Annotated in this window: 20 protein-coding genes; 14 read left to right on the forward strand and 6 right to left on the reverse strand. The window is 65.7% G+C overall.

The window, feature by feature from the left end; translation table 11 throughout:
* The first annotated feature begins 42 nt into the window (after nt 1-42).
* The 7 genes from thrS to N416_RS0108080 are packed head-to-tail and all read left to right on the forward strand — an operon-like array spanning nt 43 to nt 7,549.
* Complete coding sequence (gene thrS, locus N416_RS0108050) at nt 43-2,121, forward strand: threonine--tRNA ligase (RefSeq protein ID WP_024441601.1); 2,079 nt, start codon at nt 43-45, stop codon at nt 2,119-2,121.
* Complete coding sequence (locus tag N416_RS0108055) at nt 2,118-2,687, forward strand: HIT domain-containing protein (protein ID WP_024441602.1); 570 nt, start codon at nt 2,118-2,120, stop codon at nt 2,685-2,687. Before thrS ends, N416_RS0108055 begins: the two co-directional genes overlap by 4 nt.
* A complete protein-coding gene (gene pgsA, locus N416_RS0108060; RefSeq protein ID WP_024441603.1) occupies nt 2,687-3,361 on the forward strand; it encodes a phosphatidylinositol phosphate synthase in 675 nt (224 codons plus the stop codon). Before N416_RS0108055 ends, pgsA begins: the two co-directional genes overlap by 1 nt.
* On the forward strand, nt 3,358-4,302 hold the full coding sequence (locus N416_RS0108065) for a phosphatidylinositol mannoside acyltransferase (protein WP_024441604.1): 945 nt from the start codon (nt 3,358-3,360) through the stop codon (nt 4,300-4,302). Before pgsA ends, N416_RS0108065 begins: the two co-directional genes overlap by 4 nt.
* Nucleotides 4,302-5,426 carry a glycosyltransferase family 4 protein gene (locus N416_RS0108070; RefSeq protein ID WP_024441605.1) on the forward strand — a complete coding sequence of 375 codons (1,125 nt, stop codon included), beginning with the start codon at nt 4,302-4,304 and terminating at the stop codon, nt 5,424-5,426. The genes N416_RS0108065 and N416_RS0108070 overlap by 1 nt, the downstream gene beginning before the upstream one ends.
* Nucleotides 5,426-6,475 carry an NUDIX hydrolase gene (locus N416_RS0108075; RefSeq protein WP_024441606.1) on the forward strand — a complete coding sequence of 350 codons (1,050 nt, stop codon included), beginning with the start codon at nt 5,426-5,428 and terminating at the stop codon, nt 6,473-6,475. The genes N416_RS0108070 and N416_RS0108075 overlap by 1 nt, the downstream gene beginning before the upstream one ends.
* 60 nt (nt 6,476-6,535) lie before the next feature.
* Nucleotides 6,536-7,549 carry an alcohol dehydrogenase catalytic domain-containing protein gene (locus tag N416_RS0108080; RefSeq protein ID WP_024441607.1) on the forward strand — a complete coding sequence of 338 codons (1,014 nt, stop codon included), beginning with the start codon at nt 6,536-6,538 and terminating at the stop codon, nt 7,547-7,549.
* 13 nt (nt 7,550-7,562) lie between these two features.
* On the opposite strand, the gene N416_RS0108085 is transcribed toward N416_RS0108080, so the two are convergent.
* Nucleotides 7,563-8,351 (reverse strand): Coq4 family protein, encoded by a 789-nt coding sequence (locus N416_RS0108085; RefSeq protein WP_024441608.1) that lies wholly within the window; start codon nt 8,349-8,351, stop codon nt 7,563-7,565.
* A gap of 61 nt (nt 8,352-8,412) precedes the next feature.
* Here N416_RS0108085 and N416_RS0108090 point away from each other — a divergent pair, with 61 nt between their 5' ends.
* Both N416_RS0108090 and pdxS read left to right on the forward strand, forming a co-directional pair.
* Entirely contained in the window at nt 8,413-9,099 is a 687-nt protein-coding gene (locus N416_RS0108090; protein WP_155943336.1) for a TetR/AcrR family transcriptional regulator, read from the forward strand.
* 72 nt (nt 9,100-9,171) lie between these two features.
* The gene (gene pdxS, locus N416_RS0108095; RefSeq protein WP_024441610.1) at nt 9,172-10,089 is read left to right on the forward strand and encodes a pyridoxal 5'-phosphate synthase lyase subunit PdxS; all 918 of its coding nucleotides are present in this window, start codon (nt 9,172-9,174) and stop codon (nt 10,087-10,089) included.
* Between the two features lie 26 nt (nt 10,090-10,115).
* Here the strand turns inward: pdxS and N416_RS0108100 are convergent, their stop codons facing one another.
* Nucleotides 10,116-11,312 carry a GIY-YIG nuclease family protein gene (locus N416_RS0108100; protein ID WP_024441611.1) on the reverse strand — a complete coding sequence of 399 codons (1,197 nt, stop codon included), beginning with the start codon at nt 11,310-11,312 and terminating at the stop codon, nt 10,116-10,118.
* Nucleotides 11,309-13,216 carry a DEAD/DEAH box helicase gene (locus N416_RS0108105; protein WP_231384013.1) on the reverse strand — a complete coding sequence of 636 codons (1,908 nt, stop codon included), beginning with the start codon at nt 13,214-13,216 and terminating at the stop codon, nt 11,309-11,311. The genes N416_RS0108100 and N416_RS0108105 overlap by 4 nt, the downstream gene beginning before the upstream one ends.
* 256 nt (nt 13,217-13,472) lie before the next feature.
* Here N416_RS0108105 and N416_RS0108110 point away from each other — a divergent pair, with 256 nt between their 5' ends.
* Complete coding sequence (locus N416_RS0108110; RefSeq protein ID WP_024441613.1) at nt 13,473-13,778, forward strand: nucleotidyltransferase family protein; 306 nt, start codon at nt 13,473-13,475, stop codon at nt 13,776-13,778.
* A complete protein-coding gene (locus tag N416_RS0108115; RefSeq protein ID WP_024441614.1) occupies nt 13,768-14,118 on the forward strand; it encodes a DUF86 domain-containing protein in 351 nt (116 codons plus the stop codon). The genes N416_RS0108110 and N416_RS0108115 overlap by 11 nt, the downstream gene beginning before the upstream one ends.
* A 5-nt stretch (nt 14,119-14,123) precedes the next feature.
* Here N416_RS0108115 and N416_RS0108120 read toward each other — a convergent pair whose 3' ends face one another.
* Genes N416_RS0108120 through N416_RS22510 form a run of 3 tightly spaced genes read right to left on the reverse strand, consistent with a single transcriptional unit; the run spans nt 14,124 to nt 17,548 of the window.
* Complete coding sequence (locus tag N416_RS0108120) at nt 14,124-16,805, reverse strand: DNA methyltransferase (RefSeq protein ID WP_024441615.1); 2,682 nt, start codon at nt 16,803-16,805, stop codon at nt 14,124-14,126.
* A 59-nt stretch (nt 16,806-16,864) separates the two neighbouring features.
* The gene (locus N416_RS0108125; protein ID WP_024441616.1) at nt 16,865-17,266 is read right to left on the reverse strand and encodes a type II toxin-antitoxin system VapC family toxin; all 402 of its coding nucleotides are present in this window, start codon (nt 17,264-17,266) and stop codon (nt 16,865-16,867) included.
* A 3-nt stretch (nt 17,267-17,269) separates the two neighbouring features.
* Nucleotides 17,270-17,548 (reverse strand): type II toxin-antitoxin system Phd/YefM family antitoxin, encoded by a 279-nt coding sequence (locus tag N416_RS22510; protein WP_081654501.1) that lies wholly within the window; start codon nt 17,546-17,548, stop codon nt 17,270-17,272.
* Nucleotides 17,549-17,655: 107 nt separating this feature from the next.
* Here N416_RS22510 and tesB point away from each other — a divergent pair, with 107 nt between their 5' ends.
* The 3 genes from tesB (at nt 17,656) to N416_RS0108140 (ending at nt 20,531) form a co-directional block, all read left to right on the forward strand.
* The gene (gene tesB, locus N416_RS0108130; RefSeq protein ID WP_024441617.1) at nt 17,656-18,501 is read left to right on the forward strand and encodes an acyl-CoA thioesterase II; all 846 of its coding nucleotides are present in this window, start codon (nt 17,656-17,658) and stop codon (nt 18,499-18,501) included.
* A complete protein-coding gene (gene pdxT / locus N416_RS0108135; protein ID WP_024441618.1) occupies nt 18,498-19,094 on the forward strand; it encodes a pyridoxal 5'-phosphate synthase glutaminase subunit PdxT in 597 nt (198 codons plus the stop codon). The genes tesB and pdxT overlap by 4 nt, the downstream gene beginning before the upstream one ends.
* A gap of 75 nt (nt 19,095-19,169) precedes the next feature.
* A complete protein-coding gene (locus tag N416_RS0108140; protein ID WP_024441619.1) occupies nt 19,170-20,531 on the forward strand; it encodes an AarF/ABC1/UbiB kinase family protein in 1,362 nt (453 codons plus the stop codon).
* Nucleotides 20,532-20,581 lie beyond the last annotated feature (50 nt).

A 20,581-nucleotide genomic window follows, 5' to 3' on the forward strand; every position in this document is an offset into this window, starting at 1 on the left:
CGGACGTTTCTAGCCCCTAGCTACCCCCTTGGAGACCACGTCATGACCGCGCCCGCCATCCCCGCCCCGGCAAGCCCGATCCGGGTGGCTGCCGGGACCACCGCGGCCGCGGCGGTGCGCGCAGCGGGCCTGCCCGACCGGGGAGCCCCGAACGCCGTTGTGGTGGTGCGCGACGCCGAGGGCCGACTGCGCGACCTGAGCTGGACTCCCGAGGTCGACGCCGAGGTGACCCCGGTGGCCGCCGACACCGACGACGGCCGCAGCGTGATCCGGCACTCGTGCGCCCACGTGCTGGCCCAGGCGGTGCAGGACCTGTTTCCGGCCGCCAAACTCGGCATCGGCCCGCCGATCACCGACGGCTTCTACTACGACTTCGACGTACCCGAGGCGTTCACCCCCGAGGATCTGGCCAAGCTGGAGAAGCGGATGCGCGCCATCATCAAGGACGGGCAGCTGTTCTCTCGGCGCGTCTACGAATCCAAGGATGCCGCACGCGCTGAATTGGCCGGCGAGCCCTACAAGCTCGAGCTGGTCGACGACAAGTCTGGTGACAGCGACATCATGGAAGTCGGCGGCGACGAACTCACCGCCTACGACAACTTGAATCCCCGCACCCGGGAACGGGTTTGGGGTGATCTGTGCCGCGGCCCGCACATCCCGACCACCCGGTTCATCCCGGCTTTCAAGCTCACCCGATCCTCGGCCGCCTATTGGCGCGGTGACCAGAACAACGCCAGCCTGCAGCGCGTCTACGGCACCGCATGGGAATCGCAGGAGGCACTGGACAGTCATCTCGAACTGATCGAGGAGGCGCTGCGCCGCGATCACCGCAAACTCGGGGTCGAGCTGGACCTGTTCAGCTTTCCCGACGAAATCGGTTCGGGGCTACCGGTTTTCCACCCCAAGGGCGGAATCATCCGTCGGGAGCTGGAGGAATACTCGCGGCGCAAGCACATCGAGGCCGGTTACCAGTTCGTCAACACCCCGCACATCACCAAGTCCGAACTCTACGAGACCTCCGGACACCTGGAGTGGTACCGCGAGGGCATGTACCCGGCGATGCACATCGACGCGGAGTTCGCCGAGGACGGCACGCTGCGCAAGCCGGGCCAGGACTACTACCTCAAGCCGATGAACTGCCCGATGCACCACCTGATCTTCCGGTCGCGGGGACGCTCCTACCGGGAACTTCCGTTGCGGCTCTTCGAGTTCGGCAGCGTCTACCGCTACGAGCGTTCCGGCGTGGTGCACGGGCTGACCCGGGTGCGCGGGATGACTCAGGACGACGCGCACATCTACTGCACCCGCGAAAGCATGCGTGACGAGCTGACCTCGTTGCTGCGCTTCGTGTTGGACCTGCTCGCCGACTACGGCCTGGACGACTACTTCCTGGAGCTGTCCACCAAGGACCCGGAGAAATATGTCGGCTCCGACGAGGTGTGGGAGGAGGCGACCGACACCCTGCGTGAGGTCGCCGAGGCGTCCGGACTGACCCTGGTACCGGACCCGGGCGGTGCCGCCTTCTACGGACCGAAGATCTCGGTGCAGGTCAAAGATGCGCTCGGGCGCAGCTGGCAGATGTCGACCATCCAGCTCGACTTCAACATGCCCGACCGCTTCGAGCTGGAGTACACCGCCTCCGACGGGACCCGGCAGCGGCCCGTGCTCATCCACCGGGCGCTGTTCGGTTCGATCGAGCGCTTCTTCGGTGTGCTGACCGAGCACTACGCCGGCGCCTTCCCGGCCTGGCTGGCGCCGGTCCAGGTGGTCGGCATCCCGGTCGCCGACCAGCACGTGGCCTACCTGGACGACCTCGCCGGGCAACTGCGTCGCCACGGGGTGCGGGTCGAGGTCGACGCCAGCGACGACCGGATGCCGAAGAAGATCGTCAACCACACCAACCAGAAGGTGCCGTTCATGCTGCTGGCCGGCGACCGCGATGTCGAGGCGGGCGCGGTCAGCTTCCGGTTCGCCGACCGCACGCAGATCAACGGGGTGCCGCGCGATGAGGCGGTGGCGGCCATCGTCGGCTGGATCGCCGCACGCGCCAACACCGTGCCGACCGCGGAGACGGTCAAGGTGGGCCTCGAGGCGGGCTCCGAGGCGAGTGAGGCGAAGTGAGCGGCGAGCAGACCGGCGAGGAGGCGATCGTCGACACCGGCGCCGGTGATCCCGACCGACTGGAGCGACTGTGGACGCCCTACCGGATGAACTATCTGGCCGAGGCGCCGCTGAAGCGTGCGGACTCCGGGTCGGCGCGATCCACCCAACCGTTCACCGACATCCCCACGCTCTCCGATGAGGACGGGCTGGTGGTGGCGCGCGGTGATCACGTCTATGCGGTGCTCAATCTCTATCCGTACAACCCGGGCCATCTGATGGTGGTGCCCTACCGGCGGTTCTCGGAGTTCGAAGACCTCACCGATGACGAGGGCAGCGAGCTGATGGCGTTCATCCAGAAGGCGATCCGCGTCATCAAGGCCGTGTCACGTCCGCACGGATTCAATGTCGGGATGAACCTCGGCGAGTCGGCCGGCGGGTCACTGGCCGAGCACCTGCACGTGCATGTGGTGCCGCGCTGGGGCGGTGACGCGAACTTCATCACGATCGTCGGCGGCTCCAAGGTGATCCCGCAACTGCTGCGCGACACCCGCCGATTGCTCGCCGACGAGTGGGCCAAGCAGTAATGAGCAGGCTGCCGTTTCTGTCGCGGGCAACGTTCGCCGGCATCACCACGCCGGTGGCGCGGGTCCTGCTGCGAGCCGGACTCACCGCCGACATCGTCACGATGGTGGGCACCGCCGGCGCGGTGTTGGCGGCGCTGACACTGTTCCCGACCGGTCAGCTGTTCGCCGGCACCCTGATCGTCTGGTTCTTCGTGCATTTCGACATGGTCGACGGAGCGATGGCTCGGCAAAGCGGCGGCGGCAGCGCGTTCGGTGCGGTCCTGGACGCCACCTGCGACCGGATCAGTGACGGCGCGGTGTTCTGCGGGCTGGCCTGGTGGGCGGCGTTCGGTCTGGACAACCCGCCACTGGTGGTGGCCACTTTGATCTGCCTGGTCACCTCGCAGGTGATCTCCTACATCAAGGCCCGCGCGGAGGCCAGCGGACTGCGCGGTGACGGCGGCTACATCGAGCGGCCCGAACGGCTGATCATCGTGCTGGTGGGCGCCGGATTGTCCGGCCTGCCGGTATTTCCGCTGCCGTGGGCGTTGCCGGTGGCGATGTGGCTGCTGGCAGTGGCCAGCCTGATCACCTGCGCCCAGCGCCTGCACACCGTGCGGACCTCGCCGGGCGCGGTGGAGCCGTTGCCGCAGATGTCCGACAGTTCCGACGGTGAGGAAACCGCGGGACCGTGACCTTCATTCCGAGCGGCCTGCGAGTTCCCGGGCTCAGCCAGCTGGATGCCTGGGCCACCGACGCCGGATTCGCGGCGGGTTGGATGCTGGTGCGTGCGATGCCGGAATTCTTCGCTCGCAACGCATTCGACGCCGGCGCCCTGTTCGCCTCGCGCGGCGGGGGACCCGAGCAGTTGCGCAAGAACTTGGCCCGCGTCGTCGGGGTGGCGCCGCAGGAGGTCTCGGCGGAGCTGATGCGGGCCTCGCTGACGTCCTATGCGCGCTACTGGCGTGAGGCGTTCCGCCTGCCCGCCATGGACCACGCGGCGCTGGCGGCGCAGCTGCACGAAACGGTGCGGGGCCGCGACCACGTCACCGCGGCGCTGGCGGCCGGACGTGGGGCGGTGTTGGCGTTGCCGCACAGCGGCAACTGGGACATGGCCGGGGTATGGCTGGCCCAGACCCACGGCGGATTCACCACTGTCGCCGAGCGCCTCAAACCCGAATCGCTCTACCGGAGGTTCCTGGCGTTTCGGGAGAGCCTGGGTTTCGAGGTGCTGCCGTTGTCCGGCGGCCCCCGGCCACCGTTCGAGGTTCTCGCCGAGCGACTCTCCGGCAACGGCCTGGTGTGTCTTATGGCTGACCGCGACCTGACCCGCAACGGAGTGGCGGTCAACTTCTTCGGCGACGTCACGCGGATGCCGGCCGGTTCGGCGAGACTCGCGATCGAGACCGGCGCACCGCTGCTCCCGGTGCACTGCTGGTTCGACGGAGCGGGCTGGGGCATCGATATCCAGGCCCCGCTGGACTGCAGCAGCGGGGAGGTCGGCCTGATCACCCAGGCGCTGGCCGACAAGTTCGCCGAGGGCATCGCGACGTACCCGCAGGACTGGCACATGATGCAGCCGCAGTGGATCGCCGACCTTCCCGAATCGCGACGGGCGCGCTTGGGGGAGACCTGATGCGGATCGGCATGGTCTGCCCCTACTCGTTCGATGTGCCGGGCGGGGTGCAGGCTCATGTGTTGCAGCTGGCGGAGGTGCTGCGCGCCCGCGGACACCACGTCAGCGTGTTGGCGCCGGCGTCGCCCGATGTCGTGCTGCCCGACTATGTGGTGTCTGCCGGCAAGGCCGTCGCGATCCCGTACAACGGTTCGGTGGCCCGACTTCAGTTCAGCCCGGCTGCCTATCGCAAGGTCAAACGGTGGCTCATGAAGGGCGACTTTGATGTGCTGCACCTGCACGAGCCGAACGCCCCCAGCCTGTCGATGCTGGCGCTGAACGTGGCCGAGGGCCCGATCGTGGCGACGTTTCACACCTCGACCACAAAATCGCTGACATTGAGTGTGGTGCAGGGCCTGCTGCGGCCGATGCACGAGAAGATCATCGGCCGCATCGCGGTTTCCGATCTGGCCCGGCGCTGGCAGATGGAGGCCCTGGGCTCTGATGCGGTCGAGATACCCAACGGGGTCGACGTGGCTGCGTTCGCGACGGCGCAGCCCCTGCCGGGTTATCCGCGGGCGGGCCGCACGGTGCTGTTTCTCGGCCGCTACGACGAACCGCGCAAGGGGATGTCGGTACTACTGGGAGCGCTGCCGGCTCTGGTCGAGCAACACGCCGACGTGCAGGTGTTGATCGTCGGGCGAGGCGACGAGGACGACTTACGCCGCAACGCAGGGGAATTGGCGAGCCACCTGCGTTTCTTGGGTCAGGTCGACGATGCCGAGAAGGCCTCGGCCCTGCGCAGCGCCGATGTGTACTGCGCTCCCAACACCGGTGGGGAGAGCTTCGGGATCGTCCTGGCCGAGGCGATGGCCGCCGGAACCGCGGTGGTCGCCAGCGACCTGGACGCCTTTCGCCGGGTGCTGGGCGACGGAGAAGCCGGTCGGTTGGTCCCGGTTGACGACTCCGCGGCGTTGGCCGCCGCCCTGATCGAAGTGCTCGACGATGATGTGCTGCGGGCGTCGTATGTGGCGGCCGGCGCGGAGGCGGTCCGCCGCTTCGACTGGCCGGTGGTCGCCGACCAGATCATCCGGGTCTACGAGACGGTCGCCGGGGTCGGCAGCAAGGTGACGGTGGGCGACTGATGGAGCTGACCATCGTGGCAACCGTGCTGGTGCTGGTCGTGGTGGCGGTGCTGGCCGCCGCGGTGGCCTGGGCGTACCAGACCGCCAACCGGCTCAACCGGCTGCATGTGCGCTGTGACCTGTCCTGGCAGGCGCTGGACGGGGCGCTGGCGCGCCGCGCGGTGGTGGCCCGGGCGGTCGCGATCGACGCCTACGGGGACCAGGTGGCCGGCCGGCGACTGGCGGCCGTTGCCGATGTCGCCGAGCGGGCGCCGCGCCACGCGCGGGAGGCCGCCGAGAACGCGCTGTCGGCCGAGTTGGCGATGGTCGATGCCCAGTCGCTGCCGCATGTGATGGTCGCCGAATTGGCGGACGCCGAAGCGCGAGTGCTGTTGGCCCGCCGGTTCCACAATGACGCGGTCCGTGACACGGTGGCACTGCGGGAACGACCGCTGGTTCGGGTCCTGCACTTGGGCGGAACGGCGCCGATGCCAACGTATTTCGAGATTGTGGAGCGCGCAGGCATGGTCGCCCACGGCGGTCTCGGAGTGCTGGACCCGCGCGTCTCGGCGCGGGTGGTGCTGCTCGACGAGGGCGGATCGGTGCTGTTGTTGTGCGGTCACGATCCGGCGCTGGCCGATGATGCGGCCAACCCGGCGCCACGGTGGTGGTTCACCGTCGGCGGGCAGGTGCTGCCGGACGAGTCACTGGCCGAGGCGGCGGCCCGCGAACTGGCCGAGGAGACCGGTCTGCGGGTCGAACCCGGTGCGCTGGTCGGACCGATCTGGCGGCGCGACGCGGTGTTCGAGTTCAACGGCGAGCGCCTCGACAGCCAGGAGTTCTTCTTCGTCCACCGCACTGCGCGGTTCGAGCCGTCTGGGGTGGGCCGGACCGGGCTGGAGCAGCGCTACCTGCACGGTCACCGCTGGTGTGATCCCGCAGAGATCGCGTCCCTGGCCGCCGGCGGTCAAAAGGTTTACCCGCTGCAACTGGGTGACCGTCTGGCCGAGGCGGCTCGCGCGGCCGACGGCGTCGCCGGAGCCGATGCCGATCTTCGGCGGATTTCCTGACCTACGCGGCTTAGGCTGAACTGGCCTTGGCCCGTCATCCTCGCTACCCAGGGAGCCGCCATGCCAACACATCGCGCTGTTCACGTAGCCGCTGTCGATGCGCCGCTGACGCTTGTCGATGTCGAGACCGCCGCGCCCGGGCCCGGTCAGGTCCGTATCGCCGTCGCCGCCTGCGGTGTCTGCGGCACCGATCACGCCTTCGTCAGCGGTGGCTTCCCCGCCATGACCTGGCCGCTGACCCTGGGCCACGAGATCGCCGGCACGATCGTCGAATTGGGGTCGGGCGTGACGGATTGGCAGCTCGGCGAACGGGTCGCGGTCGGCTGGTTCGGCGGACACTGCAACCACTGCATTCCTTGCCGCAAAGGCGATTTCATTCACTGCGTCAACGCCTCGGTGCCCAGCTGGCACTACCCGGGAGGTTACGCCGAATCGGTGACGGTTCCGGCCAACGCGTTGGCCCGAATCCCCGACGAGCTGTCCTTCGTCGAAGCCGCGCCCATGGGCTGCGCCGGTGTCACCACCTACCACGCGCTGCGGTCTACCCGGGCGCGTCCGGGGGATCGGGTCGCGGTGCTCGGCCTGGGTGGTTTGGGGCACCTGGGCGTGCAGTTCGCCCGGGCGATGGGCTTCGAGACCATCGCGATCGCACGTGGAGCAGCCAAGGAAGCCGACGCGCTTGCGCTCGGTGCCCACCACTACATCGACTCGACCGCCGGCGACGTCGCTGCGGCGATGGCCGCGCTGGGCGGTGCGTCGGTGGTGCTGGCCACGGCGGCCAATTCGCGAGCGATGGCCGACACTCTCGGCGGGCTGGCGCCGCGCGGGGAACTGGTGATCATCGGGGTCACCGGCGAGCCACTGCCGATCGCCCCCGTACAGCTGATCACCCCCGGGCTCAGCGTCACCGGCCACCCGTCGGGCACCGCCCGCGATATCGAGGAGACCATGGCCTTCGCGGTGCTGTCCGGGGTTCGGGCCCATGTCGAGGAGCGTCCGCTGGCCCAGGCCGCCGAAGCCTATGCCGCCATGGCAGAGGGGCGGGCCCGCTACCGCATGGTCTTGACCGTCTGACCGACGGCCGGATTCAGGCGGCCGGCAACGTCGCGTCGTAATCCCAGCGGGTCGGCGGTCTCATGCCCGGCGGCATCCAGCTGATGAACATATGACCGGCCGGGTGGGCGCTAGGCGTCGGCATCACGCCCAACGCCGCGCGAACCTCGGTGATCGGCTGGTCCAGCAGCTCCTCATAGGGCGCTGCCATCAGGTTGTCGGCGCGTTGGCCGCGGCGGACCGCTTCGCGGAAGTAACGGAGTTTGCGCACTGGCGAGGCCGGGATGAGGGGTCCGAGCAGCCCGAGGGTCAGCGCCTTGAGTGCGCCGGACGGTTCCATCTGGCCGCAGTGAAACCCCAGATTGCCGAACTCGCCGCCCATGTCCGGACCGTAGCCGCCCAGGGTGTGGAACATGTCGTGTAGGGCGGTGCCGCGCCGCATCATGTAGAAGAAATCGTCGTCCCAGCCGCGACGCTCCGCGATCGGCCGGATCACCGTGTCCACGTCGAACACCCCGGCGTCCAAGCGATTGGTGCGCAGAAACGAGCGGTAGGCGTGGCCGAGCGAGCCGTGCGGCAACGAGGCCAGATAGTCGTCGTCGCCGAGCAGCGCTAACAGATCGGGCTTCTCGGCGAACAGGCGCCGGCCGTTGGGATGCGCGCGCAGTTGGTGATAACTGCGGGCCAGAATCGGAGCCGCCAAGCCGACGATCAACTCGAAGGCGGATCCTCCGTTGCGGCCCGGATCGGCCAGCAGGCGCCAGGAGCCGGCCACGGCCCGCCAGTCTCGTTGCTCGGGAACGCCGGTAGTCGTTGCCGCCATACGACGAGCCTTCCGTCGGAAACGCGGGGTGATGCAGTGCGGTTAATAATAGACATATGCCTTGGAATGTCCATATAACTCGGCCGGGCGAGACGTGACGCTTCGCGGCCGGGGGCGACCGCGCGGCGGCGGGAACCCGCCCGAGCACTCCCGAGAGCTACTGTTGGACGCCGCAGAGCGATCCTTCGCTCTGCGCGGATATCGGGCCTCGACCATGCAGGTGATAGCGCGGGAAGCCGGATACACCCGTGCGGTGATCTACCGCCACTTCGCCACCCGGGACGAACTGCTGGACGCATTGGTGGTGCGGGTGGCCGCACGCAAGATCGCCGAGATAACCGCGCGGCTGGGACCGCCCCATGACGCGGGCCACCTGGTGACGGAGTCCCTGGTCATCGTGGCGACCGAGGTTGCCCAGGACCCACTGCTGCGGGTGATCTCCGAGCACACCGATGAGGGCAACGTCGCAGCGCTGATCGCCCGGTCGGCGACGCTGGGTGAGCTGCTGGCCGGGCTCTATGAAGCGGGATTCCGGCAGGCCGGCCCGCAACTGCGGGCCGGCCTGCATTCGGGCGATGCGGCCCGGTTCGTGCTGTCGACCGCACTGGGATTGCTGCTGGGCCTCATCCCCGGTGTCATTCCCGTTCCGGACGCCGACCAGGTCCGCCGCTATGTCCGGGTGTTCGTATTGCCTGCGCTGCTCGCCGATCCGCCGCCGGCGGGGCCGGTGTTCACGGTGTCGCGGTAATGAGCGGGAAAACGGTTGGCGTCGGCCCACTACACTGAGCGGGTATCGCAGGCCAGCAAGGAGAAGCATTCAGTGGACAGCGCGGCGCAGAACGGTTCGGCACCCGACGGACAAACGGGTACTGCGCGAGTAAAGCGAGGCATGGCCGAGATGCTCAAGGGCGGCGTCATCATGGACGTCGTCACCCCGGACCAGGCCCGCATCGCTGAGGCCGCCGGCGCCGTCGCGGTGATGGCACTGGAGCGGGTGCCCGCCGACATCCGTGCCCAGGGCGGGGTTTCGCGAATGAGCGACCCGGACATGATCGAGGGCATCATCGCCGCGGTCACCATTCCGGTGATGGCCAAAGTGCGAATCGGGCACTTCGTCGAGGCGCAGATCCTGCAGAGCCTCGGAGTGGACTACATCGACGAGTCCGAGGTGCTGACTCCGGCCGACTACACCCACCACATCGACAAGTGGCAGTACACCGTGCCATTCGTGTGTGGAGCGACCAACCTGGGCGAGGCGCTGCGCCGGATCACCGAGGGTGCGGCCATGATTCGCTCCAAGGGTGAGGCCGGCACCGGTGACGTCTCCAACGCCACCACCCACATGCGGTCCATCGGTGGCGAGATTCGCCGGCTCACGTCGCTCTCCGAAGACGAATTGTTCGTCGCCGCAAAGGAACTGCAGGCGCCCTACGAGCTAGTCGCAGAGGTGGCCAAGGCCGGGAAGCTGCCGGTGACGCTGTTCACCGCGGGCGGCATCGCCACCCCGGCGGATGCCGCGATGATGATGCAGCTTGGCGCGGAGGGCGTGTTCGTCGGTTCCGGCATCTTCAAGTCCGGTGACCCCGCCGCGCGTGCGGCGGCCATCGTCAAGGCCACCACATTCTACGACGACCCCGACGTGTTGGCCCGGGTATCGCGCGGGCTGGGCGAAGCGATGGTCGGCATCAATGTGGAGGACATCGCGCAACCGCACCGGCTTGCCGAACGCGGTTGGTAGACGCCGCGGGGCCAAGTCCATGGACCTCACGTGCGTTCGATGAACCTCCGCTGATGCGTGTCATAGGCGTAGTTGACGATATCGCCGGAGACGATCAGCTCGATGGCCTGGTTGATGACGTTGCGAGGAACCACGAACCACTCGGAGGGGTCGTAGGGGTGGCCCTTGCGGTCGATTTGGGTCAGATCGAGGCGGACCTCGGCGAAGACACGGTGCAGCAGATTCTCCAGTGCCGAGGTTTTGAGGTTGTAGGTGCGGTAGCTGGCAACCACCTCGACCGGAGCCATCAGATACGTCGGTGACTTCTCGGCGTTGTTGATACGCCTTTCCACCGGTCCGCGGGAGAAGCCGATCTTGTGCAGGTCCGTCATCGCGGCAATCTGCGGGTCGTCGCTGAGGGACCGGAGCACATAGATGTATCCGCTCTCGACATCGGCGTCGAGCACCTCGTCCTCGGAGAGTCCGGTTCGGACGATGGCCTGTCCGTCTTGCTCGAAGAGGCGGATCGAGAGCGATTGGCGATACATCGACGACTCGGTGCCGTTCTCGAAGATCACCCGCAGGCGTTGCTTCTGCTCCGGCTTTCCGCCGACGATCATCTCCCTCGTCTCGCCGACCTCGGCGACGAACAACATCACACCGGCCAGAACGAAGAAGCGGCCCTCGGCGACCGTGCTCAGGCCCTTGAACGGTGCAAGTGTGACTGTGCCGTCCGCGAGCTCGGCGTGCTTCATCTTGAATAGGTTCGCGAATTGATCGAAGTCGTGGCACTTCTTGCGTTTGGCAACCGACTCCGCGGCATCCGGGTTTTTCCGCGCAGGCAGATCCGATATGTCGAGCAGGCCGGACTCGTCGCCCAGGAGTTCGAACTGATCGCCGTCAAGGAGGTCATCGATCGTCATCGGGGCCTCTGGAATCGTCAGGAGACGGAACTCGTCGAGTGGTCGGAGGGCGGCGGTCTTGTCCTCGTTGGCGAGGATCCCGTCCAGACGTGCGCCGAGTTTGCGCTCAGCGATCTCGCGGGTCGTTGAGCTGGGAGCCCGGCCGTGGATGCGCCGGAACTCCACGATTTCGTGGAACGCCCGCTCCAGCCGATCGGCAGAGGTCACCCGCGCCGGCTTCTCGGGCGCATCCAACAAGCCACCGACATCGGAGGCGAGCAGCGCGTCGATACTGGCTGGAGTGGCGAAGCCGGCGGACTGATTGTCGTTGTCGTCGCTCATGATTCGTCGTCCCGTTGTGCGGCGCGCTGAGCGACTGCCCGCTGCTGCTTCTGCCGCTGCAAGTACAGCAGGATCTCGGCGTGGCGCTTCTCCGTCGGGTCATCGGCGCGCACGTCGGGCTTGCGTCCGTTGACCTTGGCCCACTGCTGGATCTTCGGCCAGGCCGCCAGCGCCTCTTCCTCGGTGACCTCGACGCGGGTTGCGGTGATCGCGTCGGAGATGATCCGCAGCACCGGCGGCGTGACCGATTTGGACATCACCTCGAAGGCGCGCTGGAACGGGTTGACCGAGTCGATCAGATTGATGTTGATGTCATCGATGTTGACGAACTTCTCCGACATCCGGATGAACCGCTTATCGCCGACCTCGCGGACCTCGCCATTCTTGATCACCGAATCCACCACGACCTGCTGACGCAGTTCCTCGACCTGAGATTCGTCCAGGTCGGGGTAACGCTCGCGGATGATTTTTGGGATCAGAACCTTGTTGGTGGTCTCCGGATCGACCGAACCGGCTGCGGCCTTGGCGAAGGTGTCGTCCTGCAAGATGGTGGCCTTCAGATCGTTGAGATCGGTCTCGACGATCTGCTTGACCCGCTCCGACGACGGTTCTTTGAAGCCCTTGATCTTGATGACACCCGGAGGGGTCGGGTCCGCGTCGCCGCTGCGTTTGGTTTTGAACGTGAAGTTCTGCGCCAGCACCTGCTCCATCAGCAGCGACGCGGTGATGGCCTTGAGCATGTTGTTCACCGACACCTTCACCTCGCTCTGGGAGGCGTCGGGCTCGGCGATCAGGTTGGTGAACTGGGCGTGCTCCTTGTCGGGGCTGTCGCGGGTGACGCGGCCGATGATCTGGATGACCTCGGTCAGCGAGGCGCGGTAGCCGACCGTCAACGCGTGTTCGGCGAACGGCCAGTCGAAGCCCTCCTTGGCCATTCCGAGCGCGATGATCACATCCACGGCGTCGCGGTCTTTCGAGGCGATGGACGACAGGTAGTGCAGGGTATCGGCGCGTTTCTTCTGGTCGGTGTCATCGACCAGGTCTGCGACGTGGACGATCTTGCCGGTGTCGGCACGGCGGATGCCAATGATTCCGGTGTCGGGATCGGTGGATTCCACGTGACCGATCGAGTCGATGATGAACCCGACCTCTTCGATCTTGTCTTTGGTGGACTCACCGGAGTTCACGTTCGGGATGTGGATGATCGTTTTCTTGTCCAGGTCGAACACCTCACCGATCGCGTCGGTGTAGCGGCCCTGATAGAAGTGGTGGCCGATGCCGAGTGAGCGCAGATGCTCGTAGCCGTTGAGCTGGTCGTAATAGTTGAAGGTGACCGGGGTAAACCGCGCTTCGTCCTCGGCGGAGAGCACCGGCACCGAGTCGCCCCGGAAGTACGAGCCGGTCATGGCAACGATGTGCACGTCAGAGCCGTTCATCACATCGCGGAGCAATGCGCCGAGCCGGCTGGCTTCGGTATCGGCGGAGACGTGGTGGAACTCGTCGATTGCGAGCGCCGTGCCGTTGAACGCATCGGGGGAGAGCCTCTCGAAAGCGAACCGCAGCGTGGCATGCGTGCAGATCAGGATCGCGTCCGGGCCGTTGAGGAACTCGATGAAAACGCCGACCTTGCCCGCCGAAGAGCCGGGATCACACAGGTTGAGCTCCGGCTTGACGTCCCAGTCGGCGAAGAACCCGAACTTGGTCAGGTCCGTCGAGGAGAACGACGCACCGATCGACCGCTCGGGAACGGCGACGATCACCTTCTTGCGGCCCTGGTTGTAGAGCTTGTCGAGTGCCACGAACATCAGCGCGCGCGACTTGCCGGAAGCCGGCGGGGCTTTGACCAGCAGGTGCTGGGCATTCCGCTTGGCGAACACCCTCCGCTGCATCTCCCGCATGCCCATCGCGTCGGTGTGCACCGAATCGCCGGTGCGGGCGTAGGTGACGTCGACGATGTTCGGTTGGGCGTTCACGTTGCGGACCCCTGGGCGTCGGTGGCTGCTGGTGGCTCATTTCTACCGGATGGGGCAGACACCAGTTTCTGTCTCGGGTCATTGTGTCCAGGGCAGATCGACGGGTTGGGTGGTTCGCGACCGACCGACCAGGTCAGCCGTCCCAAGGTTCGTTGCCGCACGTGCGGTCGCCGGTAGTCTGGAGGTCGTGATCGACTTAGCTGGGGCAGACCACGAAGCGCTGGTGCGTGCGTGCCGGCAGTGCGGTGTCGCGCGGCTACGTGTGTTTGGCTCGGCGGTGACGAGTGAATTCGATCCTGAGACAAGCGATATCGACTTCCTGGTGGACTTTGCCGCCGATGCGCCGAAGGGAATTGCCCCGTTCCTCGCGCTGCAAGAGGAGCTGCGGCGCATCTTCGGCCGCAACGTGGACCTGGTCGAGGCAAATGCCGTCCGGAACCCGTTCTTCGCCCGGCGTGCGTTCGGCGAGGCTGTGGACGTGTATGCGGCCTGAGTCCGCGGCCCTCATCTGGGACGCGCTCGATGCCGCCAAGTCGATAAGCAGCTTCATTGAGGGCATATCGCTGGACGCGTACCGGAGCGACTTGCTGCGCCGCCGCGCGGTGGAGCGGGGATTCGAGATCGTCGGTGAAGCGCTCGGAAAGCTGCGTCAGATCGATCCGGAGACAACCGGGCGCGTGCCTGGCCTGGCCAACGCGGTGGGGTTGCGGAACGTGCTGATCCACGGATATGCCGAGATTGTTGACGAGCGCATCTATGACACCGCCGTCGCGGATGTTCCTGGGTTGATCGAGGTGCTTACCTCGTTGATGGCTGAGGCTGGAGAACCGTAGATGGATCATCCTTTGGCTTCGGCCGCCGTCATCGCCTCATACATGGCGAACAAGTCCGACAGGCGCTGTTCGTCGGTCTCGTAGCCGCGCTTGGAGTAGATGGAGTCGACCAGAGCGTCCACTTCCGCGTGGGCCCGGCGCAGATCGTCGGGCATCAGGTCGGGGTCGTACAGCTCGGCCAGCGTCTTTTCGCAGTGGTATTCGCGCACGTCCAGCACCCGCAGCGCGGTGACGGCGAGCTTCTCCTTGGTGTCGTCGGAGAGTGGAGGGACTGGGAAGTTGTTGTAGACGATCGTGTTGGAGTATTGATAGTTGATACGCATTCGTCCAGAAACTGCTTTGACCCACACCATATGCATATTTGAAGTCAGCAGGGAAAATAACCAGGGATCGGCCCCGTAGATCGCGAATCCCTTGTTGGAGATCACGGTGTCGGGGCCAAGGTAGTCAATCGGAATGTATTTTCGCAGGCCAGACGAGATGCTCGGGACGATGATCGAATCCGTCGGCTTGTAGCTGATTTGGACAAACCGGTGGGGTTCTGCGGCATACGCCGCTGTGCTTTCCGCTTTGCTCATAGCCCGTTCGGCAGCTACTCGATCCAACCTGGATGAGATCGAGGGAATCGAACGTGCGAGCGTTGCGGAGTCGTCGGGTATCCAGAGACAATACCGCTCGCCATCATTGATTGCCTCGGCTGATCCCATGTAGCGCTTGATGAATTCGCTGCTGCGTTGATCCTCCCGAATCATCTGGTGGCGCTCGGCCGGCGTCAGGGTAAGCCAGCCACCATCGCGAGGCATCGAGCCGAATACCATCTCTGGGCGCGGTGCCCCAAGGGGGGTCTTGCGTCGCTCGATTATTATATTGGCACCGTCGGCAAGGTAGCCGTTGATGTTGCTTGCCGTGATTTGAAGGTCGTTTGAGTATAAATATTTTGGGCTCGATCGCGTTACCCGCAACCCAATGACAGCAACGGTCACGTCAGCATTTTTCTTCGCGTTGTTGTCCCACTGGAATCCGGGGTATGCGAACCCAATTTCGATTTCCTTGGAGAAGATCATGGGGAACATCAACCCCACGTGTTCACCTTGAGTCACCGTCTTAGTGGTAACGAATGCAAGCTCAGCTTGCGTTCCTTCGATGTAGTCGGCCCCCTTGATAAACCACAGTGCGATGTAGTTGAGGTTTTTCGAGTGCGGCCTCGCCCCGAATGCAAAGGCGTAATCTTCCTTCTGCTCAGGTGTCTGCCGCTTGGCGCCATAGTAGGGCGGATTCCCAATCAGATAGATCTCACCACCGTCGTTGGGGCACACGGTATTCCAGTCGATCCGGGTGGCGTTACCCTGGCGGATCTGCCCGGTCTCCTTGAGTGGGATCAGCGGGATGTCCTCGCCGAACTTGGCTTTGAACTCCACATTCATCTGGTGCTTGGCGATCCACAGCGAGAGGATCGCCACCTCGACAGCGAAGTCGTCGATCTCGATGCCGTAGAAGTTCTCGATGTTGATCCGGGAGCCCAGTAGGTGGCCCTGGTGCGAGCCTCGCAGCTCGGCGAGGCGCTCCAGGATGGCGTGCTCGAGCTTGCGCAACTCTTTGTAGGCGATGACCAGGAAATTGCCCGAGCCACAGGCCGGGTCGAACACCTTGATCGCGGCGATCCGCGACAGCAGCCCCTCCAATTTCTTCTCGCTGTCAAAGCCGGCATCGAGTTCCTCTTTGAGGCGATCGAGGAACAGCGGCTCGATGGTCTTGAGGATGTTGGGCACCGAGGTGTAGTGCTGGCCCAGGTCTGATCGCGCGCCGGGGGTGACGATCGCCTGAAACATCGAACCGAAGATGTCGGGGTTGATCTCCCGCCAGATCAACGTCCCGGATTCGATGAGCAGTTCGCGGGCCTTCTTGGTGAACGTCGGTACCGCATGCTCGGCCGAGACGGCGAACAACCGGCCGTTGACGTACGGGAACCCGGCCAGGTGCGTGGGCTTGTGCGCGGGATCTTCGGTGTCGAGTGCGGCGAAGAGATCGGTGAGGAAATCCGCCACATCGGAGCCATCAACCTGAGTGTGAGAGCCGACGGCGTTGGTGAACTGGTTCTCAGCGAATATGCCGGTGTCTTCGGCAAAGAAGCAGAACAACAGCCGGGTGAAGAAGAGATTGAGCGCGTGGCGCCCGTTCGGTTGGTGCAGCAGGCCGGGGTTCGCGCCGAGCAACTCGTCGAACAGCTTGCCCATCCGCTCGGCGGCCTTGACGTCGGCGTGCGCCTCGGCGACGTACTGCGCCTTCTCCATCCCGGCCCAGGGCAGGAAGAAGGTGAAGTGCTGGTCGATGTCGCGGATCGGGATGATCAGGTTCTCGCCGGTCTTGGTGTCGATGGCGAGCAACTCGGTGTAGTCGGTGACGATAACGAACCGTGTGTTGTAGCGCACCACCGTCGGTGAGGTCCTCAGCGCGTCGATCACCGCCAGCGGATCGCCGGTCGTCTCTTTGAAGTAGACGACGTTCTTCTGCGCCACTTCGGTTTCCGGATTGTCGGCGACATTGAGCGAGCCGTTGCGCAGCCGGGTGACATTGCCCTGCGGCTTCCCGTATGCCAGCAGCAGGTCGAAGATGAACTCGCGGTCGTAGGATTCCCGGCCCCCAAGCGGTGCGACCCGCTCCTCAACCGCCTTCAGATTGAGTCTCACCCGCGCAGTCTCGCCTTCACGAAGGCAAGCTCACCAGAAGCCGCTGACACCACGGCTCATTATGGCTGTTCGACGGGATCGGTCACCCGCAAGCCCAGGTGCTCGGCAACCTCTTTCATGGTGGTGTCGTGCGTCGCCACGGTGACAACCTCGCCGATCAGTAGGGCGGTCGCCAGGTGCAGGGCGTCGGGGGTTCTGATGTGGCGTTCGATCGACTCAGCGACGGTGTGTGTCTCCCGGGTGATGTCCAGCATCCCGACACGGTCCAGCAGCGGTGCCGCGTCGGAGAGCGGACGGTCGTCGCGGCGCAGCGTGCGAACCACCTCGGTGCGAAGGAGTCTGGAGGACAGAAACGTCGTCGCTGGCGTCCGCATCCAGGATTGGAGGTGCTCGCGTTCGGGAACGGCGAGGATGGTGCGCAGCGCCACCGAGGTGTCTAGGTAGACCAGGGTTGGCGCCACGATTCAGTGATCCCCGCGCATCTCATCGAGTAACGCGTCGACCTGACCGCCGCTGTAGGACGGTCCGCCCGGGGCACTCGGCCAGGGTGCGGGTTTGGCGGCGGGTGGGGTGTAGCGACCCTCGCGCTCCAGGCGCGCCAGCGTGGAATCTTGAGCGCGGACAGCGCTCACCCGCCAGCGCGGCCTACCCCGCTCGGTCACCACGAGGTCGTCCGTTTCTGTGACTTGATCGAGCACCGCAGCGGTCCGCTGATTGAGCTCTCGTTTGGTAACTGTCGGCACGCGCCCAGTGTACTACCTTTGTCAGACATCGACACCGATATTCTGGCGGAATGCTTGGCACCTCTTCCTTAGCGCCGCTTGCCGAACGCGGCTGGTAGAGCTTCTTCGTGGCGATCGAAGAGATCCTCGATCTGGAACAACTCGAGGTCAACATCTACCGCGGGAGTGTGTTCAGCCCGCTCTCTGCGGACAACCAGCGCACCTTCGGCGGACACGTCGCCGGCCAGGCATTGGTGTCCGCGGTGCGCACCGTGGATCCGCGTTACCGGGTCCATTCGCTGCACGGATACTTTCTGCGTCCCGGAGATGCCAAGGCGCCCACGGTGTTCACCGTGGAGCGGGTCCGCGACGGCGGCTCGTTCTGCACGCGGCGTGTCAACGCCGTTCAGCACGGCGAAACCATCTTCAACATGTCGGCCTCGTTCCAGACCGAGCAACAGGGCATTGAGCACCAAGATGTGATGCCCGATGCCCCCGACCCCAAGGACCTGCCCGACATCGCTGCGATGAAGGCCTTCGACGACGAAGGCTTCAAAGCGTTCGCCGAGTGGGATCTGCGCCGGGTGCCGCGTGAGCAGTTGCCGCACATGCCGGGCAAGGTTGCCGAGCAGCAGGTCTGGTTCCGCCACCGCGACCGGCTGCCCGACGATCCGGTGCTGCACATCTGCGCGCTGGCCTACATGAGTGACCTGACCCTGCTGGGCACCTCCTGGGCGATCCACCCGAGTGAGCGGGACCACTTGCAGGTGGCGTCGCTCGATCACGCGATGTGGTTCATGCGCCCCTTCCGAGCCGACGAATGGCTGCTCTATGACCAGTCATCGCCTTCGGCGGGCGCCGGCCGGGCGCTGACCCAGGGCAAGATCTACAACCGATCCGGGGACATGGTGGCCGCGGTCATGCAGGAGGGGCTGACCCGCTATCCGTCCGGATTTCAGCCGACGGGCCAGTGAGCGGCTCGCACATCGGTGTCCTCGCATTGCAGGGCGACGTCCGTGAACACCTCGCCGCCCTGAACGCTGTCGGTGCCGATCCGGTGCCGGTACGCCGCCGCTCCGAGCTGGACGCGGTGGACGCGTTGCTGATTCCCGGCGGGGAGTCGACCACGATCAGTCACCTGCTGCGCGAGCTGGAGCTGGCGGACCCGCTGCGAGACCGGCTGGCAGAGGGGATGCCGGCGTACGGCTCCTGCGCGGGAATGATCCTGCTGGCCAGCGAGATCCTCGATGCCGGCGCGCAGGGGCGCGCCGCAATTCCGTTGTCAGGCATCGATATGGCTGTGCGGCGCAATGCTTTCGGTCGTCAAGTCGATTCTTTCGAGGGTGATATCGACTTCGACGGTTTGGATGAGCCAGTGCACGCGGTGTTCATCCGGGCACCCTGGGTGGAGCGGATCGGCGAGGGCGTTCAGGTGCTCGCCGAGGCCGCCGGCCATCCTGTTGCGGTGCGGCAAGGGCGCGTGCTGGCCACCTCGTTTCACCCGGAGGTGACCGGAGACCGCCGTATTCACCGGCTCTTCGTCGACATCGTCGAGGGGCGGGCCTGACCAGCGCGCCCGTGGCTGGCCGTCCGTTGGGTGACCGGGGTACCGTCGTCGGGATCGGCCAGGCATGATGTCCGCATGGCAGATCTTGCGCGGGGCGGATTTCGCCGCGCAGTAAAACTGGCGAGCCTCCCGGCCGGAGTGGCAGGCCGCGCAGCGCTCGGTGTGGGCAAACGGATGACCGGCAAGACCAAAGACGAGGTCAACGCCGAGCTGCTGGAGAAGGCCGCCGACGAGATGTTCAAGGTGCTCGGCGAGCTCAAGGGCGGCGCGATGAAGGTCGGCCAGGCGCTGTCGGTGATGGAGGCTGCGATTCCTCCGCAGTTCGCCGAGCCGTTCCGCGAGGCGTTGGTCAAGCTCCAGAGCGAAGCACCGCCGCTGCCGGCCGCCAAGGTTCACCGGGTGCTCGACGCGCAGCTCGGCACCAAGTGGCGCGAGCGTTTCGCGTCCTTCGACGACACCCCCGCTGCCTCGGCGAGCATCGGGCAGGTTCACCGGGCGGTCTGGAAGGACGGCCGTGAGGTCGCCGTGAAGATCCAATATCCCGGCGCCGACGAGGCGCTGCGCGCCGACCTCAAGTTGATTCAGCGGTTCAACTGGGTCGCCAAGCAAGTCGTTCCCGGCGCTGACGTGGACCGGCTGGTCTCGGAGATCAACGACACCCTGGAAGCCGAACTCGAATACCGCCAGGAGGCCGATAATCAGCGGGCCTTCGCCAAGGCCTATGCCGACGACCCGAAGTTCTTCGTCCCGGCGGTGATCGCCAGCGCGCCGAAAGTGATCGTCTCGGAGTGGATCGACGGTCGGCGGCTGTCGGAGATCATCAAAAGTGGCACCAAGGAAGAGCGCGACTCGGCCTGCGCGTTGCTGCTGGAGTTCACCTTGAGCTCGCCGGCGCGGGCCGGGCTGGTGCATGCCGACCCGCACCCGGGCAACTTCATGATGTTGCCCGACGGCCGGCTGGGCGTCATCGACTTCGGTGCGGTGGCAGAACATCCCGAGGGCATCCCGCCGGGATTCGCCGAACTGCTGTGCTGGGCCCGTGACGAGCAATGGGACGAGGCAATCCGCCTGCTCAAGCAACTCGGGTTCATGCCGGCCGACTACGACTTGAGTGCCGAGCAGCTGGTGGAGTACATCCAGCCGCTGTGGCCCTACATCGACCCGCTGCGTTCGGGGGAGTTCCACTTCACCCGCGAGTGGTTCCAGAAGTCTGCGCTGGTCACCACCGATCCGATGGCGGAGGGGTTCGCCGACCGCTTCAAGATGGCACGCCGGCTGACCATCCCCGCTGGTTACGTCATGTTGCTGCGCACACTGGGCGGTTTGCTGGGCGTCGCCGTGCAGTTGGACGCCCACGTCGAGTACGCCGCGCTGATCGAACGATGGGCGCCGGGATTCTTCCCGCCCGAGCAGCCCCCAGCACGCGATCAGGACTGACACGTAGACTCGTCGCGCGAAGTTTTTGATGCAACAGTGAGGTAGGGCAA

The sequence above is a fragment of the Mycobacterium sp. UM_WGJ genome, assembly GCF_000455125.1.
Classification (GTDB): Bacteria; Actinomycetota; Actinomycetes; order Mycobacteriales; family Mycobacteriaceae; genus Mycobacterium.